At 65.3% G+C, this 21878-nt stretch carries 19 protein-coding genes; 6 read left to right on the top strand and 13 right to left on the bottom strand.

Annotated features, from left to right (window positions below; genetic code table 11):
* Positions 1 to 41 precede the first annotated feature (41 nt).
* On the top strand, positions 42 to 1202 hold the full coding sequence (locus RXV90_RS07825) for a WD40/YVTN/BNR-like repeat-containing protein (protein ID WP_316647976.1): 1161 nt from the start codon (positions 42 to 44) through the stop codon (positions 1200 to 1202).
* On the opposite strand, the gene prpE is transcribed toward RXV90_RS07825, so the two are convergent.
* Complete coding sequence (gene prpE / locus RXV90_RS07830; RefSeq protein ID WP_316647977.1) at positions 1199 to 3091, bottom strand: propionate-CoA ligase PrpE; 1893 nt, start codon at positions 3089 to 3091, stop codon at positions 1199 to 1201. The two genes, RXV90_RS07825 and prpE, sit on opposite strands and share 4 nt — an antisense overlap.
* A 390-nt stretch (positions 3092 to 3481) precedes the next feature.
* The gene (locus RXV90_RS07835; RefSeq protein ID WP_316647978.1) at positions 3482 to 3676 is read right to left on the bottom strand and encodes a DUF1127 domain-containing protein; all 195 of its coding nucleotides are present in this window, start codon (positions 3674 to 3676) and stop codon (positions 3482 to 3484) included.
* 311 nt (positions 3677 to 3987) lie between these two features.
* Between RXV90_RS07835 and ruvC the strand changes: the two genes are divergently transcribed.
* Genes ruvC through ruvB form a run of 3 tightly spaced genes read left to right on the top strand, consistent with a single transcriptional unit; the run spans position 3988 to position 6197 of the window.
* Positions 3988 to 4497: a crossover junction endodeoxyribonuclease RuvC gene (gene ruvC / locus RXV90_RS07840; protein ID WP_316647979.1), complete on the top strand. Its 510-nt coding sequence runs from the start codon at positions 3988 to 3990 to the stop codon at positions 4495 to 4497.
* Positions 4494 to 5165, top strand: coding sequence for a Holliday junction branch migration protein RuvA (gene ruvA / locus RXV90_RS07845; RefSeq protein ID WP_316647980.1), 672 nt, complete (start codon positions 4494 to 4496; stop codon positions 5163 to 5165). The genes ruvC and ruvA overlap by 4 nt, the downstream gene beginning before the upstream one ends.
* A gap of 3 nt (positions 5166 to 5168) precedes the next feature.
* Entirely contained in the window at positions 5169 to 6197 is a 1029-nt protein-coding gene (gene ruvB / locus RXV90_RS07850) for a Holliday junction branch migration DNA helicase RuvB (protein ID WP_316647981.1), read from the top strand.
* A gap of 30 nt (positions 6198 to 6227) precedes the next feature.
* Here the strand turns inward: ruvB and htpX are convergent, their stop codons facing one another.
* Complete coding sequence (htpX, locus tag RXV90_RS07855; protein ID WP_316647982.1) at positions 6228 to 7085, bottom strand: zinc metalloprotease HtpX; 858 nt, start codon at positions 7083 to 7085, stop codon at positions 6228 to 6230.
* Between the two features lie 58 nt (positions 7086 to 7143).
* Entirely contained in the window at positions 7144 to 7899 is a 756-nt protein-coding gene (locus tag RXV90_RS07860) for a PAS domain-containing protein (RefSeq protein WP_316647983.1), read from the bottom strand.
* A gap of 235 nt (positions 7900 to 8134) precedes the next feature.
* Here RXV90_RS07860 and RXV90_RS07865 point away from each other — a divergent pair, with 235 nt between their 5' ends.
* Together RXV90_RS07865 and RXV90_RS07870 are read left to right on the top strand one after the other, a co-directional pair.
* Positions 8135 to 10636 (top strand): GcvT family protein, encoded by a 2502-nt coding sequence (locus RXV90_RS07865; RefSeq protein WP_316647984.1) that lies wholly within the window; start codon positions 8135 to 8137, stop codon positions 10634 to 10636.
* Positions 10637 to 10985: 349 nt separating this feature from the next.
* Positions 10986 to 11621 (top strand): Hint domain-containing protein, encoded by a 636-nt coding sequence (locus RXV90_RS07870; protein ID WP_316647985.1) that lies wholly within the window; start codon positions 10986 to 10988, stop codon positions 11619 to 11621.
* Between the two features lie 108 nt (positions 11622 to 11729).
* On the opposite strand, the gene RXV90_RS07875 is transcribed toward RXV90_RS07870, so the two are convergent.
* The 9 genes from RXV90_RS07875 to xdhA all read right to left on the bottom strand — a co-directional run bounded on the left by RXV90_RS07875 (position 11730) and on the right by xdhA (position 21756).
* Positions 11730 to 12809, bottom strand: a complete 1080-nt coding sequence (locus RXV90_RS07875; RefSeq protein WP_316647986.1) for a BMP family ABC transporter substrate-binding protein — start codon at positions 12807 to 12809, stop codon at positions 11730 to 11732.
* A gap of 37 nt (positions 12810 to 12846) precedes the next feature.
* Positions 12847 to 13764, bottom strand: a complete 918-nt coding sequence (locus tag RXV90_RS07880) for an ABC transporter permease (RefSeq protein ID WP_316647987.1) — start codon at positions 13762 to 13764, stop codon at positions 12847 to 12849.
* A gap of 28 nt (positions 13765 to 13792) precedes the next feature.
* The gene (locus RXV90_RS07885) at positions 13793 to 14080 is read right to left on the bottom strand and encodes a hypothetical protein (protein ID WP_316647988.1); all 288 of its coding nucleotides are present in this window, start codon (positions 14078 to 14080) and stop codon (positions 13793 to 13795) included.
* 73 nt (positions 14081 to 14153) lie between these two features.
* Positions 14154 to 14474 (bottom strand): hypothetical protein, encoded by a 321-nt coding sequence (locus tag RXV90_RS07890; protein WP_316647990.1) that lies wholly within the window; start codon positions 14472 to 14474, stop codon positions 14154 to 14156.
* A complete protein-coding gene (locus RXV90_RS07895; protein ID WP_316647991.1) occupies positions 14471 to 15556 on the bottom strand; it encodes an ABC transporter permease in 1086 nt (361 codons plus the stop codon). The genes RXV90_RS07890 and RXV90_RS07895 overlap by 4 nt, the downstream gene beginning before the upstream one ends.
* Positions 15553 to 17106, bottom strand: coding sequence for an ABC transporter ATP-binding protein (locus tag RXV90_RS07900; RefSeq protein ID WP_316647992.1), 1554 nt, complete (start codon positions 17104 to 17106; stop codon positions 15553 to 15555). The genes RXV90_RS07895 and RXV90_RS07900 overlap by 4 nt, the downstream gene beginning before the upstream one ends.
* The gene (gene xdhC, locus RXV90_RS07905; protein ID WP_316647993.1) at positions 17103 to 18041 is read right to left on the bottom strand and encodes a xanthine dehydrogenase accessory protein XdhC; all 939 of its coding nucleotides are present in this window, start codon (positions 18039 to 18041) and stop codon (positions 17103 to 17105) included. Before xdhC ends, RXV90_RS07900 begins: the two co-directional genes overlap by 4 nt.
* Positions 18038 to 20386 carry a xanthine dehydrogenase molybdopterin binding subunit gene (xdhB, locus tag RXV90_RS07910; RefSeq protein ID WP_316647994.1) on the bottom strand — a complete coding sequence of 783 codons (2349 nt, stop codon included), beginning with the start codon at positions 20384 to 20386 and terminating at the stop codon, positions 18038 to 18040. The genes xdhC and xdhB overlap by 4 nt, the downstream gene beginning before the upstream one ends.
* A complete protein-coding gene (gene xdhA, locus RXV90_RS07915) occupies positions 20383 to 21756 on the bottom strand; it encodes a xanthine dehydrogenase small subunit (RefSeq protein ID WP_316647995.1) in 1374 nt (457 codons plus the stop codon). The genes xdhB and xdhA overlap by 4 nt, the downstream gene beginning before the upstream one ends.
* Positions 21757 to 21878 lie beyond the last annotated feature (122 nt).

Here is a 21878-nt window from a genome sequence, read left to right on the forward strand (position 1 = left end):
CCATGCTAGGCTGATCCAGATCCGCGACGGAGGAGCCGCCCATGCCCAACAACGTCACCCTGCTGATCGGTACGACCAAGGGCCTGTTCCTCGCCGCCCCGGATCCTTCACGCGAGACTTGGGGCATCACCGGCCCTCTGTGCGGCGGCTGGCCCATCAATCACGCGATCGGCGATCCTGCCACGGGGCGGATCTGGGCGGCGGGCGGCGGAGACTGGAACGGGGCCGGCGTCTGGCGGTCAGAGGATGCCGGGGCGACATGGGAACTCTCCCAACTCGCCCATGGCCAGATGCAGGATTGGATCGCGGAGAATCCCGACGAGGCGACGGCGTTCGGGTTCGAACCGGCGCCGCCCGCGCCCTATACTGGCGAGGTCACTGCTCTCTGGTCGCTGGGCCGGGCTAATGGCCAACTCTATGCAGGGGCGAAACCCGCGACGCTTTTCGAAAGCCCGGACGGGGGCGAAAGCTGGTCCCGCGTTGATGCGCTGACCGATCATCCATCCCGCCCCGACTGGCAACCGGGCGGGGCCGGACTCATCCTTCACACCATCGTTCCAGATCCGGACGACGCGGCCCGGCTCTGGGTCTCGATCTCGGCCGCGGGCACCTTCGCGACCGAGGACGGCGGGCAAAGCTGGACGCGGCGCAACCGCCGCTCGAATGCCGGCGCGACAGTGCCCGTGGAACCTGGGCACGACCATGGCGCGGATGTGGGCACTTGCGTGCACAACCTCGTACGCGCGCCCGGCTCGGGGCAGGCGGGTGACCTTCTCTATCAGCAGAACCACCACGGCGTGTTTCGAAGCCGCGATGGCGGGCGAAGCTGGGATGATATCTCCGCCGGGCTGCCGTCGACCTTCGGGTTCCCCATCGCCGTGCACCCGCGCGATCCGGAACGGATCTGGGTTCTGCCGCTCAACGGCGATAGCATCGGGCGTTACCCGCCCGGTGCCTCGGCCGCGGTCTGGGCTTCGGCGGATGGCGGCACCACCTGGCAGGCAGAGCGCGCGGGTCTGCCGCAATCCGACTGCTACTTCACCGTCCTGCGGCAGGCCATGGCGACCGACCACGCTCCCGAAGTCGGTGTTTATTTCGGTACCAACTCGGGCTCCGTCTTCCGCCGAAGTTCCGATGGCGTGTGGGACGAGATCGCCCGCCACCTGCCGACGATCCTGTCGGTCGAAACGATGACGGCCTAGCCGGCGGCGTAACCGAGGCCCTTCAGCGCCTCCCGGATCTCATCCAGGATCGCCGGGTCGTCGATCGTGGCCGGCATCTTGAATTCCTTTCCATCCGCGATGTTCACCATCGTTCCGCGCAGGATCTTGCCCGACCGGGTTTTGGGCAACCGGTCTACCACACAGGCGAGCTTGAAGGCCGCCACCGGGCCGATCTGGTCGCGGACGCGCTTCACGCATTCGCTGACGATCTCGGCCTCATCCCGGTCCGTTCCGGAATTCAGGCAAAGGAAACCAAGCGGCAACTGACCCTTGAGCTGATCGGTCACCCCGATCACCGCGCATTCCGCCACATCCGGATGACCGGCCAGAACCTCCTCCATCGCACCTGTCGACAGTCGATGGCCCGCGACGTTGATCACGTCATCGGTCCGGGCCATGATGTAAAGGTAGCCGTCTTCGTCGATATACCCCGCATCCCCGGTCTCATAGTACCCCGGGAAATGCTCGAGATAGCTCTTCCGATACCGCGCCTCGGCATTCCAGAGTGTGGGAAGCGTGCCTGGCGGCAGCGGCAGCTTCACCGCGATCGCGCCCAGCGTTCCAGGCTCCACTGGGTGCCCGTCTTCGCCCAGAATCTGTACGTCCCAGCCCGGCATCGGCACGGCGGGAGAGCCAAGCTTTACCGGAAGCTTCTCGATCCCCATCGGGTTCGCGGCGATGGCAAATCCGGTTTCGGTTTGCCACCAGTGATCGATTACCGGCACGCCAAGCTTCTCGGCGGCCCATTCGATGGTGTCGGGATCGGCCCGTTCACCAGCGAGGAACAACGCCTTTAGCGACGAGGTGTCGTAACGCGCCAGGAATTCGCCCTTCGGATCCTCGCGCTTGATTGCTCGAAAGGCCGTGGGCGCGGTGAAAAGGACCTTCACTTCATGGTCGTCGATCACCCGCCAGAACGTGCCCGCGTCCGGTGTGCCCACTGGCTTGCCCTCGAACACGATCGTGGTGCAGCCATAGATCAGCGGCGCATAACAGATATAGCTGTGGCCGACGACCCAGCCCACATCCGACGCGGCCCAGTACACATCGCCCGGCGCCACGTCATAGATGTTCTTCATCGTCCAGTTCAGCGCCACGAGGTGACCGGCGGTGGGACGGACGACGCCCTTGGGCTGGCCCGTGGTGCCTGAAGTATAAAGGATATAGGCCGGGTGATTGCCCGCGACCGGCATGCAGTCGGCCGGCTCCACCCCGTATTGAAAGGCGTGCCAGTCGAAATCGCGGCCCTCTTCCAGGTGCGCCACCTCCTGCTCGCGCTGGAAGATCACGCAGAATTCGGGCTTGTGGCTTGCAGCCTCTATCGCACCATCCAGAAGTGGCTTGTAGTGCACGACGCGCCCCGGCTCGATCCCGCAGGAAGCCGCGATGATGCACTTGGGCAGGGCATCGTCGATCCGCACCGCAAGCTCATGCGCGGCAAAGCCCCCAAACACGACCGAATGGATGGCCCCGAGCCGTGCGCAGGCCAGCATCGCCTCAAGCGCTTCGGGCACCATCGGCATGTAAATGATGACGCGATCGCCTTTCTCCACACCCTTGGCCCGAAGCGCGCCCGCAAGCGAGGCAACGCGGTCGCGCAGTTCGGAATAGGTGACGGTGTGCTTGGTATGCGTTACCGGGCTGTCATAGATGATCGCCGGTCGCGCCCCGTTCCCGGCCTCCACGTGCCGGTCGACCGCATTCCAGCAGGTGTTCACCTCCGCATCGACGAACCATTCGAAAAGCGGCGCGTTCTCGGCGAACAGTGCCCGGCTCGGCGATTTTACCCAGTCGATCTCTTCGGCGGCGGTCATCCAGAATGCTTCTGGATCAGCCTTCCAGTCTGCGTAGACCTCGCGGTAGCCCATGGTGGTGATACTCCCCCTCGTTGCATGCGTGTTTTGGCGGCAAGACCACCGGATCGCAAGACGCTCTGGCCCAGGCGGCGGGGGATTTCCCTGACCTGGATCAATCATTCGCTTGCTCTTTTCCACAGGCGCGGTATGAGTGCGCGCGAGCGACGCGTTTTCGGGCGTTCGCGGCTTCAAAGGTGGTCGCCGTCTCGGGCGATAAGAAACGAGCCTGGCGAGAGCCGGGCAAAGCCTCCACCCCGCGCCGTCGGTCCCTCCCGCCGGCGCGGTTTTTCTAGGGGCCATGGCCCCCAGAGGCACTCAGATCTTAGGTCAGAACGAAAAAGGCGCCCGGTCGGGGCGCCTGTTCCTGATTGCGGTTCTGTCCGGGTCCTGAAGACCGGCGCCTCAGCGGCGGGTCAGCCGGTCGATGTCGCCGCGAACGAGACCGATGTCGTCCAGCTCGTGATCGCTCAGCATTGAAAGTGCCTTGCGGGTCGCACGGTCGTCTTTCCACGTGAGAAAACGGTTGACGAGCTCGGCCAGACGCTCCCCGAAGGAGTGTCCGCCGGTCGACTGGCGGGTGATGTCATAGATGGCCATTGCGCGTTCCTTTTGAACTTGGCGGTGTGTCTGTATCGTGTTCGATTGGCCGCAGTTAATCGTCGTTATGGGTTGCCGCAAGCGGGGAAACTGCATGTCCGATATGCATTGCCGGCATAACTCGTGATCACGGTTAAGTGTCTATAAAAACGCCGTTAATCGGGATCGGGAGAAGGGTGAATTCCGCCATTTCGCGGCCTGAATGCGACCTCTGGTCCGGCCCGGGTTCCCACGGCCCCATTCACTATTCCTTGGCAGATGTTCACTTTTCGTGCTAGTCCGTCCGAAAAGGCAAGACAGGCAGGTCAGGCATGCGGGTTCTGGGCATCGATCCCGGTCTCCGGGCGCTAGGATGGGGCGTCATCGAGATGGACGGCACGCGCCTGTCCCATATCGCCAACGGCATCTGCCGGTCGGGCGAGGGGCCGCTGGCCGGACGGCTTCTGTCCCTCTACCGCGAACTTTCCGATATCGTGGCCCGCTTCACGCCTGATGCGGCGGCGGTCGAACAGACCTTCGTCAACCGCGACGGGGCGGCCACGCTGAAGCTCGGCCAGGCGCGCGGCATCGCCCTTCTCGTTCCGGCGGAAGCGGGGATCGAGGTGGGCGAATACGCCCCCAACGCGGTCAAGAAGACGGTGGTGGGGGTGGGGCACGCCGACAAGCGGCAGGTCGCCCACATGGTGAAGATGCAGCTTCCGGGTGCCGATCTTGCCGGGCCCGACGCGGCGGATGCGCTTGCGATCGCGATCTGCCACGCGTTTCACCTCCAGACGGCGCGCGCCACGGCGCGGGCGGAACTGAAGGTGCGCGCGTCATGATCGGGCGTCTGGCAGGCCGGATCGACTATCGCGGCAGCGATCACGTGCTGATCGATGTGGGCGGCGTGGGCTATATCGTCCACGTCTCCGAACGTACGCTTGCGGCCCTGCCCGGTACGGGCGAGGCCGCGGCGCTCTATACCGATCTTCTGGTGCGCGAGGATCTGTTGCAGCTTTTCGGCTTCACCACACTCGTCGAAAAGGAATGGCACCGGCTGCTGATGAGCGTTCAGGGCATCGGGGCGAAGGCCTCCATGGCGATCCTCGGCACGCTTGGCGCCGACGGTGTAAGCCGCGCCATCGCTCTGGGCGACTGGGCGGCGGTCAAGGCTGCGCCCGGAGTGGGGCCGAAGATCGCGCAGCGTGTGGTGAACGAGTTGAAGGACAAGGCACCCACGGTCATGGCCATGGGGGGCACGGGCGACCCGATCCTCGACACGGCGCCGCGCGCCGCGACCCCGTCCGGTCCGGACACGCCCCCCACAAGATCGGCGCCCTCCCGCCCGGCGGGCTCGGCGCAGGCCGACGCTCTCTCGGCGCTCACGAATCTCGGTTACGGCCCGGGCGAAGCGGCCTCTGCCGTCGCAACCGCCGCGGGCGAAGCGCCCGAGGCCACGGCGGAAGAGCTCATCCGCACCGCATTGCGCCTTCTGGCGCCGAAGGGGTAGGGCATGACAGAGCCCGATCCCACGCTCCGCCCAGAGCCGCGCCCCGAAGACACCGACCGCGCGCTTCGCCCCCAGATGCTCGACGATTTCATCGGGCAGGCCGAGGCCCGCGCCAACCTGCGCGTCTTCATCGAAAGTGCTCGGCGCCGGGGCGAGGCGATGGATCACACGCTGTTCCACGGCCCCCCCGGCCTCGGCAAGACGACGCTCGCCCAGATCCTCGCCCGCGAGCTTGGCGTGGGCTTCCGCATGACCTCGGGGCCGGTCCTCGCCAAGGCGGGCGATCTCGCCGCGATCCTCACCAATCTCGAAGCCCGCGACGTTCTCTTCATCGACGAGATCCACCGCCTGAACCCGGCGGTGGAAGAGGTGCTCTACCCCGCGCTCGAGGACTTCGAGCTTGATCTGGTCATCGGCGAGGGCCCCGCCGCCCGCACGGTCCGGATCGAGCTTCAGCCCTTCACCCTTGTCGGCGCCACCACGCGTCTCGGTCTTCTGACCACGCCCTTGCGCGACCGGTTCGGCATTCCGACCCGGCTTCAGTTCTATTCCGAGGACGAGCTGCACCAGATCGTCGCCCGCAGCGCGCGGCTTCTCAACGTCGATGCCGACGAGGCGGGCATCCGAGAGATCGCCAAGCGCGCCCGCGGCACCCCCCGGATCGCGGGCCGCCTTCTCCGCCGGGTCGTCGATTTCGCGCTGGTGGAGGCCGGGGGAAAGCTCGACCGCAGGGTGGCGGACGGGGCGCTCACGCGGCTCGGGGTCGACGCGCGCGGGCTCGACGGGGCCGACCGCCGCTACCTCACGCTGATCGCGGAACACTACCAGGGTGGGCCGGTGGGGGTGGAAACGCTGTCGGCCGCCCTGTCAGAGGCACGCGACGCCATCGAGGAAGTGATCGAACCCTACCTTCTCCAGCAGGGCTTCATCCAGCGCACCCCGCGGGGCCGGATGCTGACCGCGGGCGCCTGGCGGCACCTAGGCCTCGCCCCGCCGGACCGGCCGGGGCAGGAGGATATGTTCGAGAAGTAGGGACCGGGAGGCAAGCACCTCTGGTCGCTGTCATGCCCAAGGCCCCCTCTGCACCTCACCCGCCATCTCGCGCAGCTTCGCGATCCGGATCTCTGTCGGCGGATGGGTCGAGAACAGCTTGTCATGGGAAAATGCATGCAGCGGGTTGATGATGAACATATGAGCCGTCGCCGGGGAACGTTCTGCGCTGTCCATGTCGATCCCTGCCGCGAAGCGCTGAATCTTCTGAAGCGCGGAGGCGAGCCAAAGGGGCTGGCGGCAGATTTCGGCACCCACCCGGTCCGCCTCGTATTCCCGCGTCCGGCTGATCGCCATCTGCACGATCGCCGCCGCCAGCGGCGCAAGAATGATCGTGGCCAGAAGCCCGATATAGCCCAGCGGATTGTCCCGCCCCCCACGGAAGAAGAACGCGAAATTCGTCAGTACCCCGATTGCGCCCGCGAGCGTCGCGGTGATCGTCATCAGAAGCGTGTCGCGGTTCTTGATATGCGCCAGTTCATGCGCCATCACGCCCGCAATCTCTTCGCGGCTGAGCCGCCTTAAAAGGCCCGTCGTCGCCGCCACCGCCGCGTTCTGCGGGTTGCGGCCCGTGGCAAAGGCGTTCGGCTGATCGGTGTCGATGATATAGACGCGGGGCAAGGGCAGATCGGCATTTTCGGCCAGATCGGCCACGAGTTCCACGAAATCGGGCGCTTCCGCCGCACTCACCTCGCGGGCGTTGTGCATCCTCAGCACCATCTTGTCCGACGACCAGAAGGCAAACAGATTCATCCCCGCCGCGATCACCAGCGCAATCACAAGCCCCGACTCTCCGCCGATCGTCAGCCCCACGACGCCGAAGATCGCGGTCATCCCGGCGAGAAGTATTGCAGTCCGCACTAACGCCATCGCACACCTCCTGCTTCCAGTAATGTGGAGTGCGGCAGGTGTTCCGCAAGGGAGCGGTTCAGGAATGCAGGCGTTGCTGGCTGGGCTGGGCGATCAGCCTCGGATCCCTGAGGTCGATCTCGCAGGTCACATCTCGGCTGAAGACAAGGAACACCCGCCGCCCGCCGCTCAGCTCGATCGGCTTGATCTCGCAACGGCACCGGCGCACCACCCCGTCGGTCTGGATGTCGTAATAGTATTCCTGCGGCTCCCCCGTGCGCGCGACATCGAAACGCGGCACAGCCAGTTCCGTGCACATCCGGTCCCCGATCACATCCGACAGCTGCAGCCCGATCAGCTGCGCGGGCCTTGTCCCGTAGAAGGCCGCGTTCGCCCGGCTCGTCGCGATATAGCGCAGCTCGTCGTCGAACAGCGACACGCGATCACGGGACGAAGCGACGAAATGAATCAGGTCACGGCCAAGCCGCCCACCGGTTTCCTCCAGATCGTCCTCCTCGTCGGGCTCCTGATCGGAAAACACACAACTCCGGCACATGTCGGGATTGCCGAGCAGCGCGAGGGCGAGATTGATGTCGCGCCCGTCTACACTCATCGCGGGCCGGGTGATCGCGCGCACCATGAAGAAATACACCTTGTCGCGCGCTTCGTCGTGCGTGCGTGGCTCATAGCGTTCGATCCGCGAAAGCGCATCTGCCGCCCGGCGCAGCAGATTGGCCCGTTTGTGATCCGGCAAATCCGCGTCAGACGCGTCCCGCAGATCGGTTTCGCAAAGGTAGTAGCCGGAAATCAGAGCATTTAGTGCCAGGATGATCACCGCAGGGCTTGGTCAGGATGAAATGAACACTGTCAATCAATACACGTAAATCGGGTATTGCAAAGCAATACTGCAACCTTTGCCTGAAATTTGAGCAAGCACTTAAGCTTTCCCCGTGCGACGCACGGGGCGCGCTGCAGTCGGAAATGTCGGATTCGCGAAACGAGGGGTCGGTGGCACGTTGAACGCTTTGCACGTCAGGTTAAAGGAGTAGCGTGGAACGAAAGGGATCCCCATGAAACAGCATGTCAGAGCACTCGTGGTCGGCGGCGGCGCGGTCGGCACATCCATCGCCTATCATCTGGCCCGCGCAGGCTGGGATGACGTCATGCTTCTGGAACGCGACGAGCTGACGAGCGGCTCGACCTGGCATGCGGCGGGGCTGCTTCCATATTTCAACATGTCCTACGCGACGACCCACATCCACGACTACTCGATCAAGTACTACAAGACGCTCGAGGAAGAGACGGGGCTCAACGCCGGTTTCTTCGTCGTAGGTAACCTGCGGATGGCACAGACCGATGCGCGGATGGACGAGTACATGCTCTACGCTTCCACCGCCGAAACCTGCGGCGTGCCCTATGAATGGCTCTCGCCCGCCGACATCAAGGACCGGTGGCCGCTGCTCCGTACAGAGGATCTGAAGGGCGCGATCTACCACCCCACCGACGGCTACATCAATCCCGCCGATGTGACGATGGCCATGGCCAAGGGCGCCCGCCAGCGCGGCGTGACGATCGAACGTAAGTGGCAGGTCGACGGCTATTCCTGGACGGGCGATCACTGGGACGTGCTTTGCACGAAGATGGTCGAGAAGGGCGGCAACCTCGTGCCCTCCGACGAACAGATCACGATCCATGCCGAACATGTCGTCACCGCTACCGGTAACCACGCTCAGCGCACCGCGCGGCTTCTCGGCATCAAGATCCCCGCAATTCCGGTCGAGCATCAGTATATCGTCACCGAACCCGACCCGGCGCTGGTCGAGTACCGCAAGACCAACCCCGAACACCCCGTCCTCCGCGACGCCGACGCCAAATGGTACGTCCGCGAGGAACGCGGCGGCTGGATCCTCGGCCCTTACGAGGAAGGTGCCCCCGCCCGCTTCGAATACGCCGTGCCCGAGAGCTTCCGCGCCGACCTCTTCCCGCTCGATCTCGAACGGATCGAGGAGGAATACATGTCCATGATCCACCGCATCCCGTCATCGGAAGAGGTCGGTCTGAAGGACGATTACAACGGCCCGATCTGCTACACGCCCGACGGCAACCCGCTCCTCGGCCCGGCGCCGGGCCTCCGCAACATGTGGCTGGCCGAAGGCTTCTCCTTCGGCATCACCGCTGCCGGCGGCACCGGCCACTACCTCGCGCAACTGATGGTAAACGGCGAAGCAGAGATCGACATGGCCTCGCTCGATCCCAAGCGCTACGGCTCGTGGATGACGTCCGAATACGCGGCGCGGAAGAACGAGGAATGCTACTCCCACGTCTACATCCTGCACCACCCGGATGAGGAACGCGAAGCTTGCCGCCCCCTCCGCACCGCGCCCGCCTATGACCGCCAGAAAGCCCTCGGCGCGCAATTCGGCTGCGTCAACGGGTTCGAGCGGCCCAACTACTACGGCCCCAAAGACGCACCCGACAGCTTCGACCACGACGCCCGCAGCTTCCGCCGCGGCGGCTGGTGGCAATACGCTCATGACGAAGCCAAGGCGATCCGCGAAGGCGCCGGTCTGATCGACGCCAGCGCCTTCACCAAGCACATCGTGCGCGGCCCCGGCGCCACCGCCTTCCTCGACCACTTCACCTGCAACAAACTGCCCAAGGTGGGCCGCATCAACCTGACCTACGCGCTCACAAGCGCGGGCACGACCCGCACCGAATACACCATCGTCCGGCGCGGCGAGAACGACTACTACCTCGTCTCCGCCGGCGCCTGGACGGCCTATGACGCCGACTACCTGATCAAGGCTGCGGAAGACTTCATGGCCGCAGGTGGTGCTTACGTCGACATCCACGACGTCACCACCCAATGGGGCGTCTTCGCCATCGCCGGGCCGAAGTCGCGCGACGTGCTCAACGATCTGGTGAAAGACGCCGACCCCGCAACGGTCCTCTCCAACAAACGCTTCCCCTGGCTCTCCATGCGGAACATCGAGCTTGGCATGTGCCCCACAATGGCCATCCGCGTCGCCTATACCGGCGAGCTTGGCTGGGAACTCCACCACCCGATCGAGATGCAGCGCTACCTCTGGGACCAGCTCATGACGGCAGGCGAGAAGCACGACCTCAAACTCGTTGGCGCCCGCGCCCAGAACTGGCTCCGCCAAGAGAAATCCTACCGCGCCTTCGGCACCGAGCTTGGCCGCGACGCCACGCCGCTCGAGGCCGGGCTCGACCGTTTCGTCGATCTCTCCAAAGATTTCCACGGCAAGGAGCAGATGGTCGAAACCGGCGTGCGCTTCAAGTGCGTCACCGTTCTGGTCGACGGGCCGGAGGATGCCGACCCCTGGGGCCGCGAGGCGCTTTATTCCGGTGATCGCCGGGTCGGGCGGCTGACCTCGGGCGGCTACTCGGTGCACTTCGGGCAGTCGATCGGGATGGGCTATGTCACGCCTGATTTGGCCGAGCCGGGCACCGAACTTCAGGTGAAGATGTTCAACACGCTCTGGCCCGCTCGCGTTACCGAGGACAGCCCCTACGATCCGGAAAACGCGGTGATCCGGAAGGACGGCTAGGGGCCGGACCACGGCAAAACCGCAATTCGGCCGATAAGTGAAACAATCCCCGTGCTCACGGCGGGGATTGGCGCGAAGACCGGGCCGATTCGGCGGCGATTCCATGCCAGTCAAGGCTGAAGGGGCTGCAGAAATCTGCTTAAGGTTTGATCTAACGGTTGTGGATAAGGCAGTATTTTTCCCGTCATGCGAGAGTTAACCACCTGTTTTCAAAGGGGTTCGTTGCGTCTGTAACACAGGGCACGTTCGGCTGGCCCGACTGCCCTGCCAAGACCTCCCGTTCACCAAAATCATGCCATAATCGGTGCCGAATCTGACTGATGGGACCGGCTTGGAGCATTTTTGGCCGATGACAGTCATGACGCGGGAAGCAAAAATCGAGGGCGCAGCGGGGCCGATTCTCGGCATCGCGGGCACCTCCAGCGTGCGCACCCCCTGCGGGGCGCGGCGGGCGGAGAACGTGCGGCCGGGGGATCTGATCGTGACCCGTGATCACGGTCTTCAGCCCGTGCGCATGGTATGGGCGCGGCGGGTGACGGCGAACGATATCGCCGCTGATCCCTCGCTCGCCCCGGTGCGGATGAAGCCGCGCGCGATCGGGCCGATGATGCCGCAGCGCGATCTTCTGGTCGCGGGGAACCACAAGATCCTTGTACCGGGCTATCGCCTCGCCGATGTGCCCGACACCGAATGCCGCCTGATCTCGGCCCGTGCGCTGGCCGAAGCTTCGGACGAGGTGTTCTTCGATCGTGCGGTCAGCGACGTCACCTTCTACAACATCACCTTCGACACCCATCAGGTGTTCTGCGTGAACGGTCTGCCGGTGGAAAGCTATCTGCCCAGCGCCGCGACGCTGGCCGAGCTTGACGAGGCGGGGCTGAACGATCTTTCCGACATCCTGACCGGACAGGAAGGCGAGGCGGTCTATCCCCCCTCGACCTACGCGGTGCAGGATACGGCGAACTGCCCGCCGGAACTGGTGTAGCGCGACTGGACGCGTGCGGCACGGGCCAGGCGTTTCGTTTTCCTGGCCGTCATAGGAAAAGGCCCGGCACATTGCCAGGCCTTTCCCTTTCGCAAAAGACGCCGATCGTCAGTTCGGGATCTCGCCTTCGATCCCCTCGACATAGAAATCAAGACCGGCCAGCGCGCCGTCATCGGCCACTTCGCCTTCGGCCAGCCAGGGCGAACCGTCCTGCTTGTTCAAAGGCCCGGTGAAGGGGTGATAGGCGCCAGAGACGATGTCATCGACCAGCTTCTGAGCCTCCGCGCGCACCTCGGCCGGGATCACGTCGGAGAATTCACCGATCCCCACCATGCCGTCCTTGATGCCGTGCCAGGTCGCCTTGCTTTCCCAGGTGCCGTCCATCACCGCCTGCACGCGGTCGATGTAATAGGGCGCCCATTCGTCGATTATCGACGAAATCCGGGGTGCGGGCCCGAACTCGGCCATATCCGCTGCCTGGCCGAAGCCATAGACACCTTCACCGGCCTCCTGCAGCTTCGAAAGCGGCGCGGTCGAATCCGTGTGCGCCAGCACGACATCGACGCCTTGGTCTAGAAGCGCCTGCGTCGCGTCCGCCTCCTTCGAGGGATCGAACCAGGTGAAGAGCCAGATCACGTTCATCTCCACATCCGGGTTCGCCTTCTTGGCGTGGATGTAGGACGAGTTGATGCCCCGTATCACTTCGGGGATCGGGAACGACGCGATGTAGCCGATCTTGTTCGACTTCGTCATCTTGCCGGCGAGGTGCCCCATCACCGCCCGGCCCTCATAGAAACGCGCGGAATAGTTCGACACGTTCGGTGCAGTCTTGTAGCCGGTCGCATGCTCGAACTTCACGTTCGGAAACTTGGCGCCTACGTTGATCGTCGGATCCATGTAACCGAAGGAAGTGGTGAAGATGATGTCGGCGCCCGATAGCGCCATCTGCGTCATCACCCGCTCGGCATCGGCGCCTTCGGGCACGCTTTCCTGCACGACGAGTTCAACCTTCTCGCCGAAATGCTCGGCCATCTTCACAGCGCTTTCATAGTGGTGCTGCGACCAGCCGCCATCGTTCTTCGGCCCGACGAGGACGAAGCCCACCTTCACGGGCTCATGGCTCCCCGCAACGGCGGCCCCGGAGGTCAGCGCGGCGGCTACCGCGGCCAGTAGGGTTCTGCGTAACATTATCTGGGTACTCCCTGTGGTTTACGATCCGGCGGTCTCAGGCCGCCGCGTGGAATGGCCGTCCAAGCGATGCGGGGGCGTTGACCTTCGCGCGCGTGCGGTCAGACGACATGATCACTAGGACGAGGATGGTTATCAGATAGGGGGACATGGACAAGTACTCGACCGGGATCTTGACCCCCGCGGCCTGCAGGTTCAGCTGCAGAACCGTGATCCCGCCGAAAAGATAGGCACCAAGAAGCACGCGGCCCGCCCGCCACGCGGCAAAGACGACGATGGCCAGCGCGATCCAGCCCGCGCCCGCCGTCATGCCCTCCGTCCACTGGGGCACGCGGACGAGGCTGATATAGGCCCCGCCGAGCCCCGCGCAGGCCCCGCCGAAGGCGATGGCGGCGATCCGTACGCCCACCACCTTGTAGCCCAGCGCATGGGCCGCATCGTGGTTCTCGCCCACCGCCCGCAGGATCAGCCCAGCGCGCGTGCGATTGATCGCCCACCAGACGAGGCCCACGAGCAGAAGCGAGAAATAGACCACCCAGTCATGGCCGAAAAGCACCGGTCCGATGAATGGAATATCGCTGATTACCGGCAGGTCGAGCTTCGCGGTCTGCGGCGGGCGCTGGCCCGAATAGCTTTGGCCAATGAGCGCCGACAGGCCGAGCCCGAACAGCGTCAGCGCCAGCCCCGTCGCCACTTGGTTCGCCAGCAGGATCTGGGTAAGAAGTGCGAAGACAAGCGACAGAAGCGCGCCGCCGATCGCCGCCCCGATGAAGCCCAGAACCGGCGAACCCGTTTCCACCGCCATCGCGAAGCCGCAGATTGCGCCCACGATCATCATCCCCTCGACACCGAGGTTCAGCACGCCCGATTTCTCGACGACAAGCTCGCCCAGTGCGGCCAGCAGGATCGGTGTGGAGGCCACCATCAGCGATGCAATCAGAAGGGTCGGATCCATCAGCGTATCCTTTCGCAGGGAGGCCGGGTCACAGGAAGATGTCCTGAGCGATCAGAAGAAGCGGTGCCGCGAGACCGGCGGCGGCCGCGGTCAGGTGGAAGACCGGGCGCGGATCGCTGCGCACATTCCGGTTGCGATGAATATCCACGAAGAACACCGCAACCGCGGCGAGCGGCACGATCACCGGGATCAAGAACGCCCAGGCCATGCCGTTGTAGGCCAGGAATATGACGGTCAGGACAAGCAGGATCCCGGCCGCGAAGCCGCCGGCAAGGGAAAACAGGTGCGTCGCGATATACCAAAGCCGGTCCCTCATGCCATTTGCGCTTGAACGGCCCGGGCCAATCGTCCGGCCGACTGCGCCACGGAACTGCGATTTCTCCGCCCCATCAGAAAAGTGCCCCGCTCTGCCATGCGATCCGCGTGAGTTCGAAGAACGCGATCGCCCGCACGAAGTTCGACCGCCACCTGAGCAGCCGAAACTGCGCCTCACCGGCGATCACCGGCGTGCTCCTGCCGTATTCGGACCAGGCCAGAAGGCCGAACGTGCCAAGAAACAGCGCCAGGATCCCTAAGGCAACCGGCCAACCCACCGGCAGGGGTCCGACCGCAAATCCACCGGCGAAGAGGCCGCACACGAAGCCGATGATTGCCCCCGCCGCCAGCGCCGTCGTGGTCAGAAACCGGTAAAGCAGGCCGAACATCGTCATGCCGCCGCCTCACGGCCCACCCGGATCCGGTAGTTCGTCAACAGATCCCCGGCGAGCAGGAAGAACAGAAGCATCCCCTGGAACGCCTGGATCGCGGCGGCGGGCAGGGACAGCATGAACTGCGCGAGTTCGCCTCCGATATAGGTCAGCGCCATCAGAAGCCCCGCCAGCATAATGCCGATCGGGTTGAGCCGCCCGAGGAACGCCACGATGATCGCGGTAAATCCGTAGCCCACGTTGAAATCGATCGAGATCTGCCCCGCTGGCCCCGCTACCTCGAAAAGCCCCGCCATGCCTGCCAGCGCCCCCGAGATCCCGAGGCAAAAGAGGATCAGCCGCGCCGGGTTCACGCCCGAAAACCGTGCCGCACGCGGCGCCTGCCCGGCAAGGCGAATGTTGAAGCCCATGATGTGCTTGTTGAGAAGGACGTAAGCGAAGATCACCGCGATGAAGGCCGCCACCACGCCCCAATGCATCCCCGTCCCAGTGATCAGCTCGCCGTTCGAGGCGGATGCGTATTGCTGGAGGTTGCGCGAGCCGGGAAAGCCCGCGCCCTCGGGGTTCCGCAACAGCCCGACCGACATCGAGGCCAGGATCTGCTCGGCCACATAGACGAGCAGGAGCGAAACGAGGATCTCGTTCGTATTGAACTTCGTCCTCAGGATGCCCGGGATCATCGCCCAGGCCCAGCCGCCCAGCGCCCCCGCTATCACCATCAGGGGGAAGATCCAGAACGCCTCCATCGGGTAGAAGGCCAGCGCCACCGCGGCCCCGCAAATCGCTCCGATGATGTACTGCCCCTCCGCCCCGATATTCCACACGCCAGCGCGAAAACCGAGCGACAGGCCGATCGCGATCAGGATCAGCGGCCCCGCCTTTACCAGAAGCTGCGGCCGGGAATAGGAGGCGAACTGTTCGTTGAACAAAGGATCCCAGAAAATCGTGCGGATCGCATCGACCGGGTTCTTGCCCAGAAGCGCGAACAGGATACCGCCTGCGATCATCGTCGCGATCACCGCCAGAACCGGCGTTGCCAGCGACCATGCGCGAGATGGCTCGGGGCGTTTCTCCAGCCGGATCATGCGCTTGCCTCCTCAGCCGCGGTGTCGTCTTCGTGGATATGCGCGACTTCCATGCCATGCGCGCCCCCCATCATCAGCCCGATTTCGTCGATCGTCAGGCCCTCGGTCGGGCGCGGCTGGGTCAGACGCCCTTCGTTCAGCGCGGCGAACCGGTCGGCCACCTCCATCACCTCGTCAAGATCCTGGCTGATCACGATGATCGCCGCGCCCTCGGCGGCCAGATCAAGAAGCGCCTGCCGGATCGCGGCGGCTGCAGAAGCATCGACGCCCCAGGTCGGCTGGTTTACGACCAGCACCGTGGGCCGCTGCAAGATCTCCCGCCCGATCACGAATTTCTGCAGGTTCCCGCCCGAAAGCGACCGCGCCGCATGCTCAGGCCCAGGTGTGCGCACGTCGAAATCCTTGATGATCTTCTCGGCAAAAGCCCGCGTCTCGCGCCATTTCAGGAAGCCCGAGGTGGCCAGTTCCTCCCGGATCGCGCCGGTCAGCAGGGCGTTCTCTGTCAGGCTCATATCGGGCGCGGCGGCATGGCCCAGCCGCTCCTCGGGCGCCGACAGAACCCCCAGTTCCCGCCGCGCATTGGGCCCAAGCGCGCCGATCGGTGTCTGCCCCAGCCGGATCACCTCCGGCGCTACCGTCGCCTCGCCGGACAGCGCGGCCAGAAGATCGTCCTGCCCGTTCCCCGCGACGCCCCCGATCCCCAGAACCTCGCCCTTCCTGACCTCGAAACTGATGTTCTTCAGCGAGGTGCCGAAGGGGTTCGCCGACGGCATCGACAGGTCCCGAACGCTCAGCGCCACCTCGTCGGTCACCTTCCGCGCGCGCTCGGGCGTGTGCAGAAGCGTGCCCACCATCATTTCCGCCAGCTCCCGCGCCGATCTCTCGCGCGGAATGGCCGTGCCTACCTTCTTCCCGAGGCGCAGGATCGTGGCCCGGTCGCACAGCGTCCGGATCTCCTCAAGCTTATGGGAAATATAAAGAATTGCCGTGCCTTCCGCACTGAGTTTCCGCAGCGTTTCAAACAGGATGTCCACCTCCTGCGGCGTCAGCACGCTGGTAGGCTCGTCCATGATCAGAAGGCTCGGATCCTGCAGAAGGCAGCGGATGATCTCCACCCTCTGGCGCTCCCCCGCCGACAGATCGCCGACGAGCCGCGCCGGGTCGAGCGGCAGGCCATAGGTTTCGCTCACGTCCCTGATCCGCTTCGCCAGATCGCGCATCGCGGGCGGATTCTCCATCCCCAGCGCCACGTTTTCCGCCACGTCGAGCGCCTCGAAAAGCGAGAAGTGCTGAAACACCATGGCGATCCCGCTCGCCCGTGCCACATGGGGGCTCTCGGGCGCGTAAGCTGTACCCCTCAGCATCATCCGCCCCTGATCGGGGCGCACGAGGCCATAGATCATCTTCACCAGCGTCGACTTGCCCGCTCCGTTCTCGCCCAGAAGCGCATGAACTTCGCCCTCGGCGATCTCGAAGGACACATCGTCATTCGCGACGACCCCGGGATAGGCCTTGGTCAGGCCCTCGAGTGTCAGAAGTGGCGTGCTCATCCCATTCTCTCTCCCCGGGCCGCGCCCGCCTCTCCGCGTTTCAGAAACGCCGCCGCCACGCCGATTGCGATCGCCTGTGGGTGCTTTCCCAGTTCGGGGGCCCCGATCGGGCACTCGATCCGCGCGATTTGTGCCTCGCCATGTCCGAGGGCACCAAGCCGGCGGCGGAATCGCGCCCATTTCGTCGCCGATCCGATCAGCCCGGCATGTCCGAAGGCCCGGCCAAGGATCCGGTGGCAAATTTCCAGATCGAGCGCATGGCTGTAGGTTAAGACCAGATGCTCGGCATGATCGTGCGCATGCGCCACCGCATCGGCAGGGTTCGCGGCCACGAAGGGCGCAACGCCGCCCGGCATGACTTCGGGAAAGCGCGCGGGCGCGTCGTCGACAAGCGTCACCTCAACCTCCGGAAAAGCCGCCAGTACACCTGCAATCGCCCGGCCCACATGGCCCGCACCATAGATCCAGATGGCCCGCGCCGGGCGATGGACGGGCTCCATCATCCAGCCGCCTGCGAATAGCGTCGGCACAGTCGCGCCTTGCGCCCGCGCCGCGGCCAGCCGCCGCCTCATGTCCAGCGGCATGTCGCCCGCCCCATCGACACGGCGCACCACCGCGCCGTCTTCCTCCAGCGCCCCGGTCCCCCAGACCTCGGTGACAAGCGTCACGTGCCCTCCGCAGCACTGGCCCAGCGCCGGCCCCAGGGGCAGCCGGTCGACCTTGGCCCCGCCTGTCCTCAGAAGCGTCCGCGCCCGTGCCGCGGCTTCCCATTCGAGGGCCCCGCCGCCGATCGTGCCGCGCTGCCCGTTCGGCCAGACGGTCATAGACGCGCCCGCCTCACGCGGGGCCGAGCCGGCAACTTCGGCCACCACAACCCGCGCCACCCGGCCATGTGCGGCCAGATCCGCCTTCAGCCGCTCCAGATCGAAACTCATGCCCCGGCCCCCCGGGCCCGCACCACGGCGGCCAGCACTGCCTCGGGCGTCGCCGGCGCCTGCAGGTCGGGCCAGTGCGGCCCCGCGGCTGCACAGGCCGCCGAAAGCGCCATCAGCGCCGAGATCCCCAGCATCAGGGGCGGCTCTCCCACGGCCTTCGAGCGATAGATCGTGTCCTCCCGGTTCTCCCCGTCCCAGAGTTCGACGTTGAAAATGTCGGGCCGGTCCGAACAGGCGGGGATCTTGTAGGTCGACGGCGCATGGGTGCGAAGCCGCCCCTTCTCGTCCCAGACAAGCTCTTCGGTCGTCAGCCAACCTGCGCCCTGCACATAGCCGCCCTCGATCTGCCCCTTGTCGAGCGCGGGGTTCAGCGAGGCCCCGCAATCATGCAGGATATCGGCGCGCAGAATCCGGTTCTCGCCGGTCAGCGTATCGATCACCACTTCGGTCACCGCCGCGCCATAGGCGAAGTAGTAAAACGGCCGCCCCTCGCCCCTGATCCGGTCCCAGACGATCTTCGGCGTCTTGTAGAAGCCGGTCGACGACAGGCTGATCCGCGCCATGTAGGCGTCGCGCACCACCTCCTCGAACGGCAGGGCCTCGGCTCCCACATGCACGTGGCCTCCCTCGAAGCGCACCGAACCCGGATCGGCTTGCTGCCGTCCGGCCACGAAGGCGGCTAGACGCTCGCGGATCGTGTCGCAGGCGGCCTTCACGGCCATGCCATTTAGGTCCGATCCCGACGAGGCGGCGGTGGCCGAGGTGTTCGGCACCTTGGCGGTATCGGTCGCGGTGATCTTCACCCGATCGGTCTCCACCCCGAACCGGCTTGCCGCCACCTGCGCGACCTTCTGAAACAGGCCCTGGCCCATCTCCGTTCCGCCATGGTTCATGTGGATCGAGCCATCCTGATAGACATGCACCAATGCGCCGGCCTGGTTCAAATGCGTCAGCGTGAAACTGATCCCGAACTTTACCGGCGTCAGCGAAATTCCCTTCTTCAGGATTGGATTCTCCGCATTCCAGGCCCGCACCGCTTCGGCCCGTCCGGCATAGTCGGACGTCTCCATCAGCCGCTCTGTCAACTCGTGCAGGATGAAATCCTCAACCTCCATGTGATAGGGCGTCGTCTCGGGCTTCATGTGGCCGGAAATATCCCGGGGGGCCGGCCCCGGGCCGGCGGGGGCAGCGCCCCCTCTGGCGCCCGCGTAGTAGTAATTCCGCTGACGCACCGCGACCGGATCGAGGCCCAGCGCATGCGCGACATGGTCCATCACCCGTTCGATACCCACCATCCCCTGAGGCCCGCCGAAACCCCGGAAAGCGGTGGCCGACTGGGTGTTCGTCTTGAGCCGGTGGCTCACGATCTCCACATCGGTCAGGTGATAGGCATTGTCGGCATGAAGCATCGCGCGGTCTGCGACCGGCAGCGACAGATCCTGGCTCCACCCGCAGCGGCAGAGCTGCAGGAATTCGATCCCTAGGATCCGCCCGTCTTCCTCCACGCCCACGCGGTAGTCGATCCGGAAATCGTGCCGCTTGCCGGTGATCACCATGTCGTCGTCGCGGTCATAGCGCATCTTGGCGGGCCGCCCGGTTTTCGCAGCCACGATGGCCGAGGCCACCGCCAGTGCGTTGCCTTGGCTTTCCTTGCCGCCGAACCCGCCGCCCATCCGGCGCACCTCGACGCGCACCGCGTTCATCGGCCGGCCGAGGGCCTCGGCCACCTTGTGCTGGATCTCGGTCGGATGCTGCGAGGAGGAGTGCACGATCATGTCGCCGCCTTCCTGCGGCAGCGCCAGCGCGGCCTGTCCCTCGAGATAGAAATGCTCCTGCCCGCCCAGCTCTAGGTTGCCTTCGATCACCCGCGGTGCAGCGGCGATTGCATCAGCCGCATTGCCTTTGCGATAAACCCGTGGGCCGTCTTCGAACCGGCTATCGGCGGCCAGGGCCTCGTCGATCGTCAGGACGGGCGTGTCCTCGTCATAGTCGATCACAGCCTTCGCCGCGGCCTTGCGCGCGAGAAGATGCGACGTCGCGGCCACGACGAAGATCGCCTGGCCCACGTAATGCACCTCGCCGGTGGCCAGAAGCGGCTCGTCATGAAGCGAGGGAGACACATCGGTTTCCCGGTCGAGGTCACTTGCCTGAAGCACCAGCACCACGCCCTCCGCGGCCCGCACGGCATCGAGGTCGAGTTTCGTGATAAGCCCCTTCGCAACAGTCGAGGTCCCGAACGCGAGGTGCAGCGTGTCTGCCGGCAGCGGGATGTCGTCGACATAGCGGGCGGCCCCCAAGACGTGCAGCGCCGCGGCATCGTGGGGAAGGGGGCGGGCAACGCTCATGACGCCACCTTCAGCACGTCGACATCCCGACCTGCGAGGTCGTGGAAATACCGCAGCGCCATGTTCTGCGCCGCCTCCATCCGGTAGGCCGCCGAGGCGCGCATGTCGCTCATCGGCGTGAAATCCTCCGCCATCGCGTCCATTGCCCCCCGCACGGTTGCCTCGCTCCAGGGCTGTCCGGTCAGCGCGGTCTCCGCGGCCGAGGCCCGCTTCGGAATGCCCGCCATGCCGCCAAACGCGATCCGCGCCTCTGATACGGTTCCGCCCGCCACCGTCACGTTGAAGCACCCGCAGACCGCCGAGATATCCTGGTCAAACCGCTTCGATAGCTTGTAGCAGCGCAAACCCGGCGCCTCGGCGCGCAGGCTGACCGCCTCGACGAATTCCCCCGGCTTCCGGTCCTGCTTTCCGTACTTGAGGAAGAAATCCTCGATCGGCATCTCGCGCCGCGTGCTGCCCTGGCGCAGATGAAGCGTTGCGCCCAGCGCGATCAGCGCCGGGGGATTGTCCCCTATGGGCGATCCGTTGGCGATGTTCCCGCCGATCGTCGCGGCCTGCCGCACCTGTTCCGACCCATAGCGCCGCACCATCTCGGCATAGGAGGGCAGGCGGTCGCGGATCGCGGCGTGAAAGGCGGCCATCGTTACCCCGGCCCCGACCCTGAGCGTCCCGCTGTCCTCGCTGATCGCCTGCAGGTCGTGGCAGCGGTGCAAGAAGGCGACAGGGCCGAGGTCCCGCAGTGCCTTCGTCACCCAGAGCCCGACATCCGTCGCACCCGCAATCAGCGTGCCGTTCGGGTTGTCGGCATACCACGACGCCAGGGCATCGGCGCTCTCGGGAATGAAACAGCTCTCGTCGCCCGAAGGCCCCACCTCGGGGGCCTGGTCGCGAATCCAATCGGGCACCGGCACCTCGGCCGCCGCCTCCGCCGCCCGGACGATCGGGGCATAGCCCGTGCACCGGCAGAGGTTGCCCGCCAAGACGTCGTCATGATCGCGCCGCCCGTTCAGATGCCCCACGGCCATCGAGGCGATGAAGCCCGGGGTGCAGAACCCGCACTGACTGCCATGTTCGGCGACCATCGCGGCCTGCACCGGATGCAGGCGGCCGTCGGGCCCTGCGATCCCCTCGACGGTGCGCACCGCCTTGCCGTGAAGCTGTGGCAGGAAAAGAATGCAGGCATTCAGCGCCCGCGCGCCGCCCTCGTCGGTCACCATCACCGTGCAGGCCCCGCAATCGCCCTCGTTGCATCCCTCCTTGGTGCCGGTGAGCCCACGGCGCTCGCGCAGCCAGTCAAGCAGCGTCACCGTCGGGTCATCCACCGCGCACTCCACGGGCTCACCGTTCAGATGAAACGAGATCTCAGGCATGTCCGACCCTGTGCCGCTGTCTCCCTGGCGGTCTTGTCTCCGACCGCATGTTCCCGGGCCCGATGCGGCGTAAGGCCCGAGATCCTTGTTGTCCCGAAGGAAAGCCCGACACCGCCGCGCGC

It is taken from the genome of Ovoidimarina sediminis (genome assembly GCF_032586175.1).
Taxonomy (GTDB): domain Bacteria; phylum Pseudomonadota; class Alphaproteobacteria; order Rhodobacterales; family Rhodobacteraceae; genus Ovoidimarina; species Ovoidimarina sediminis.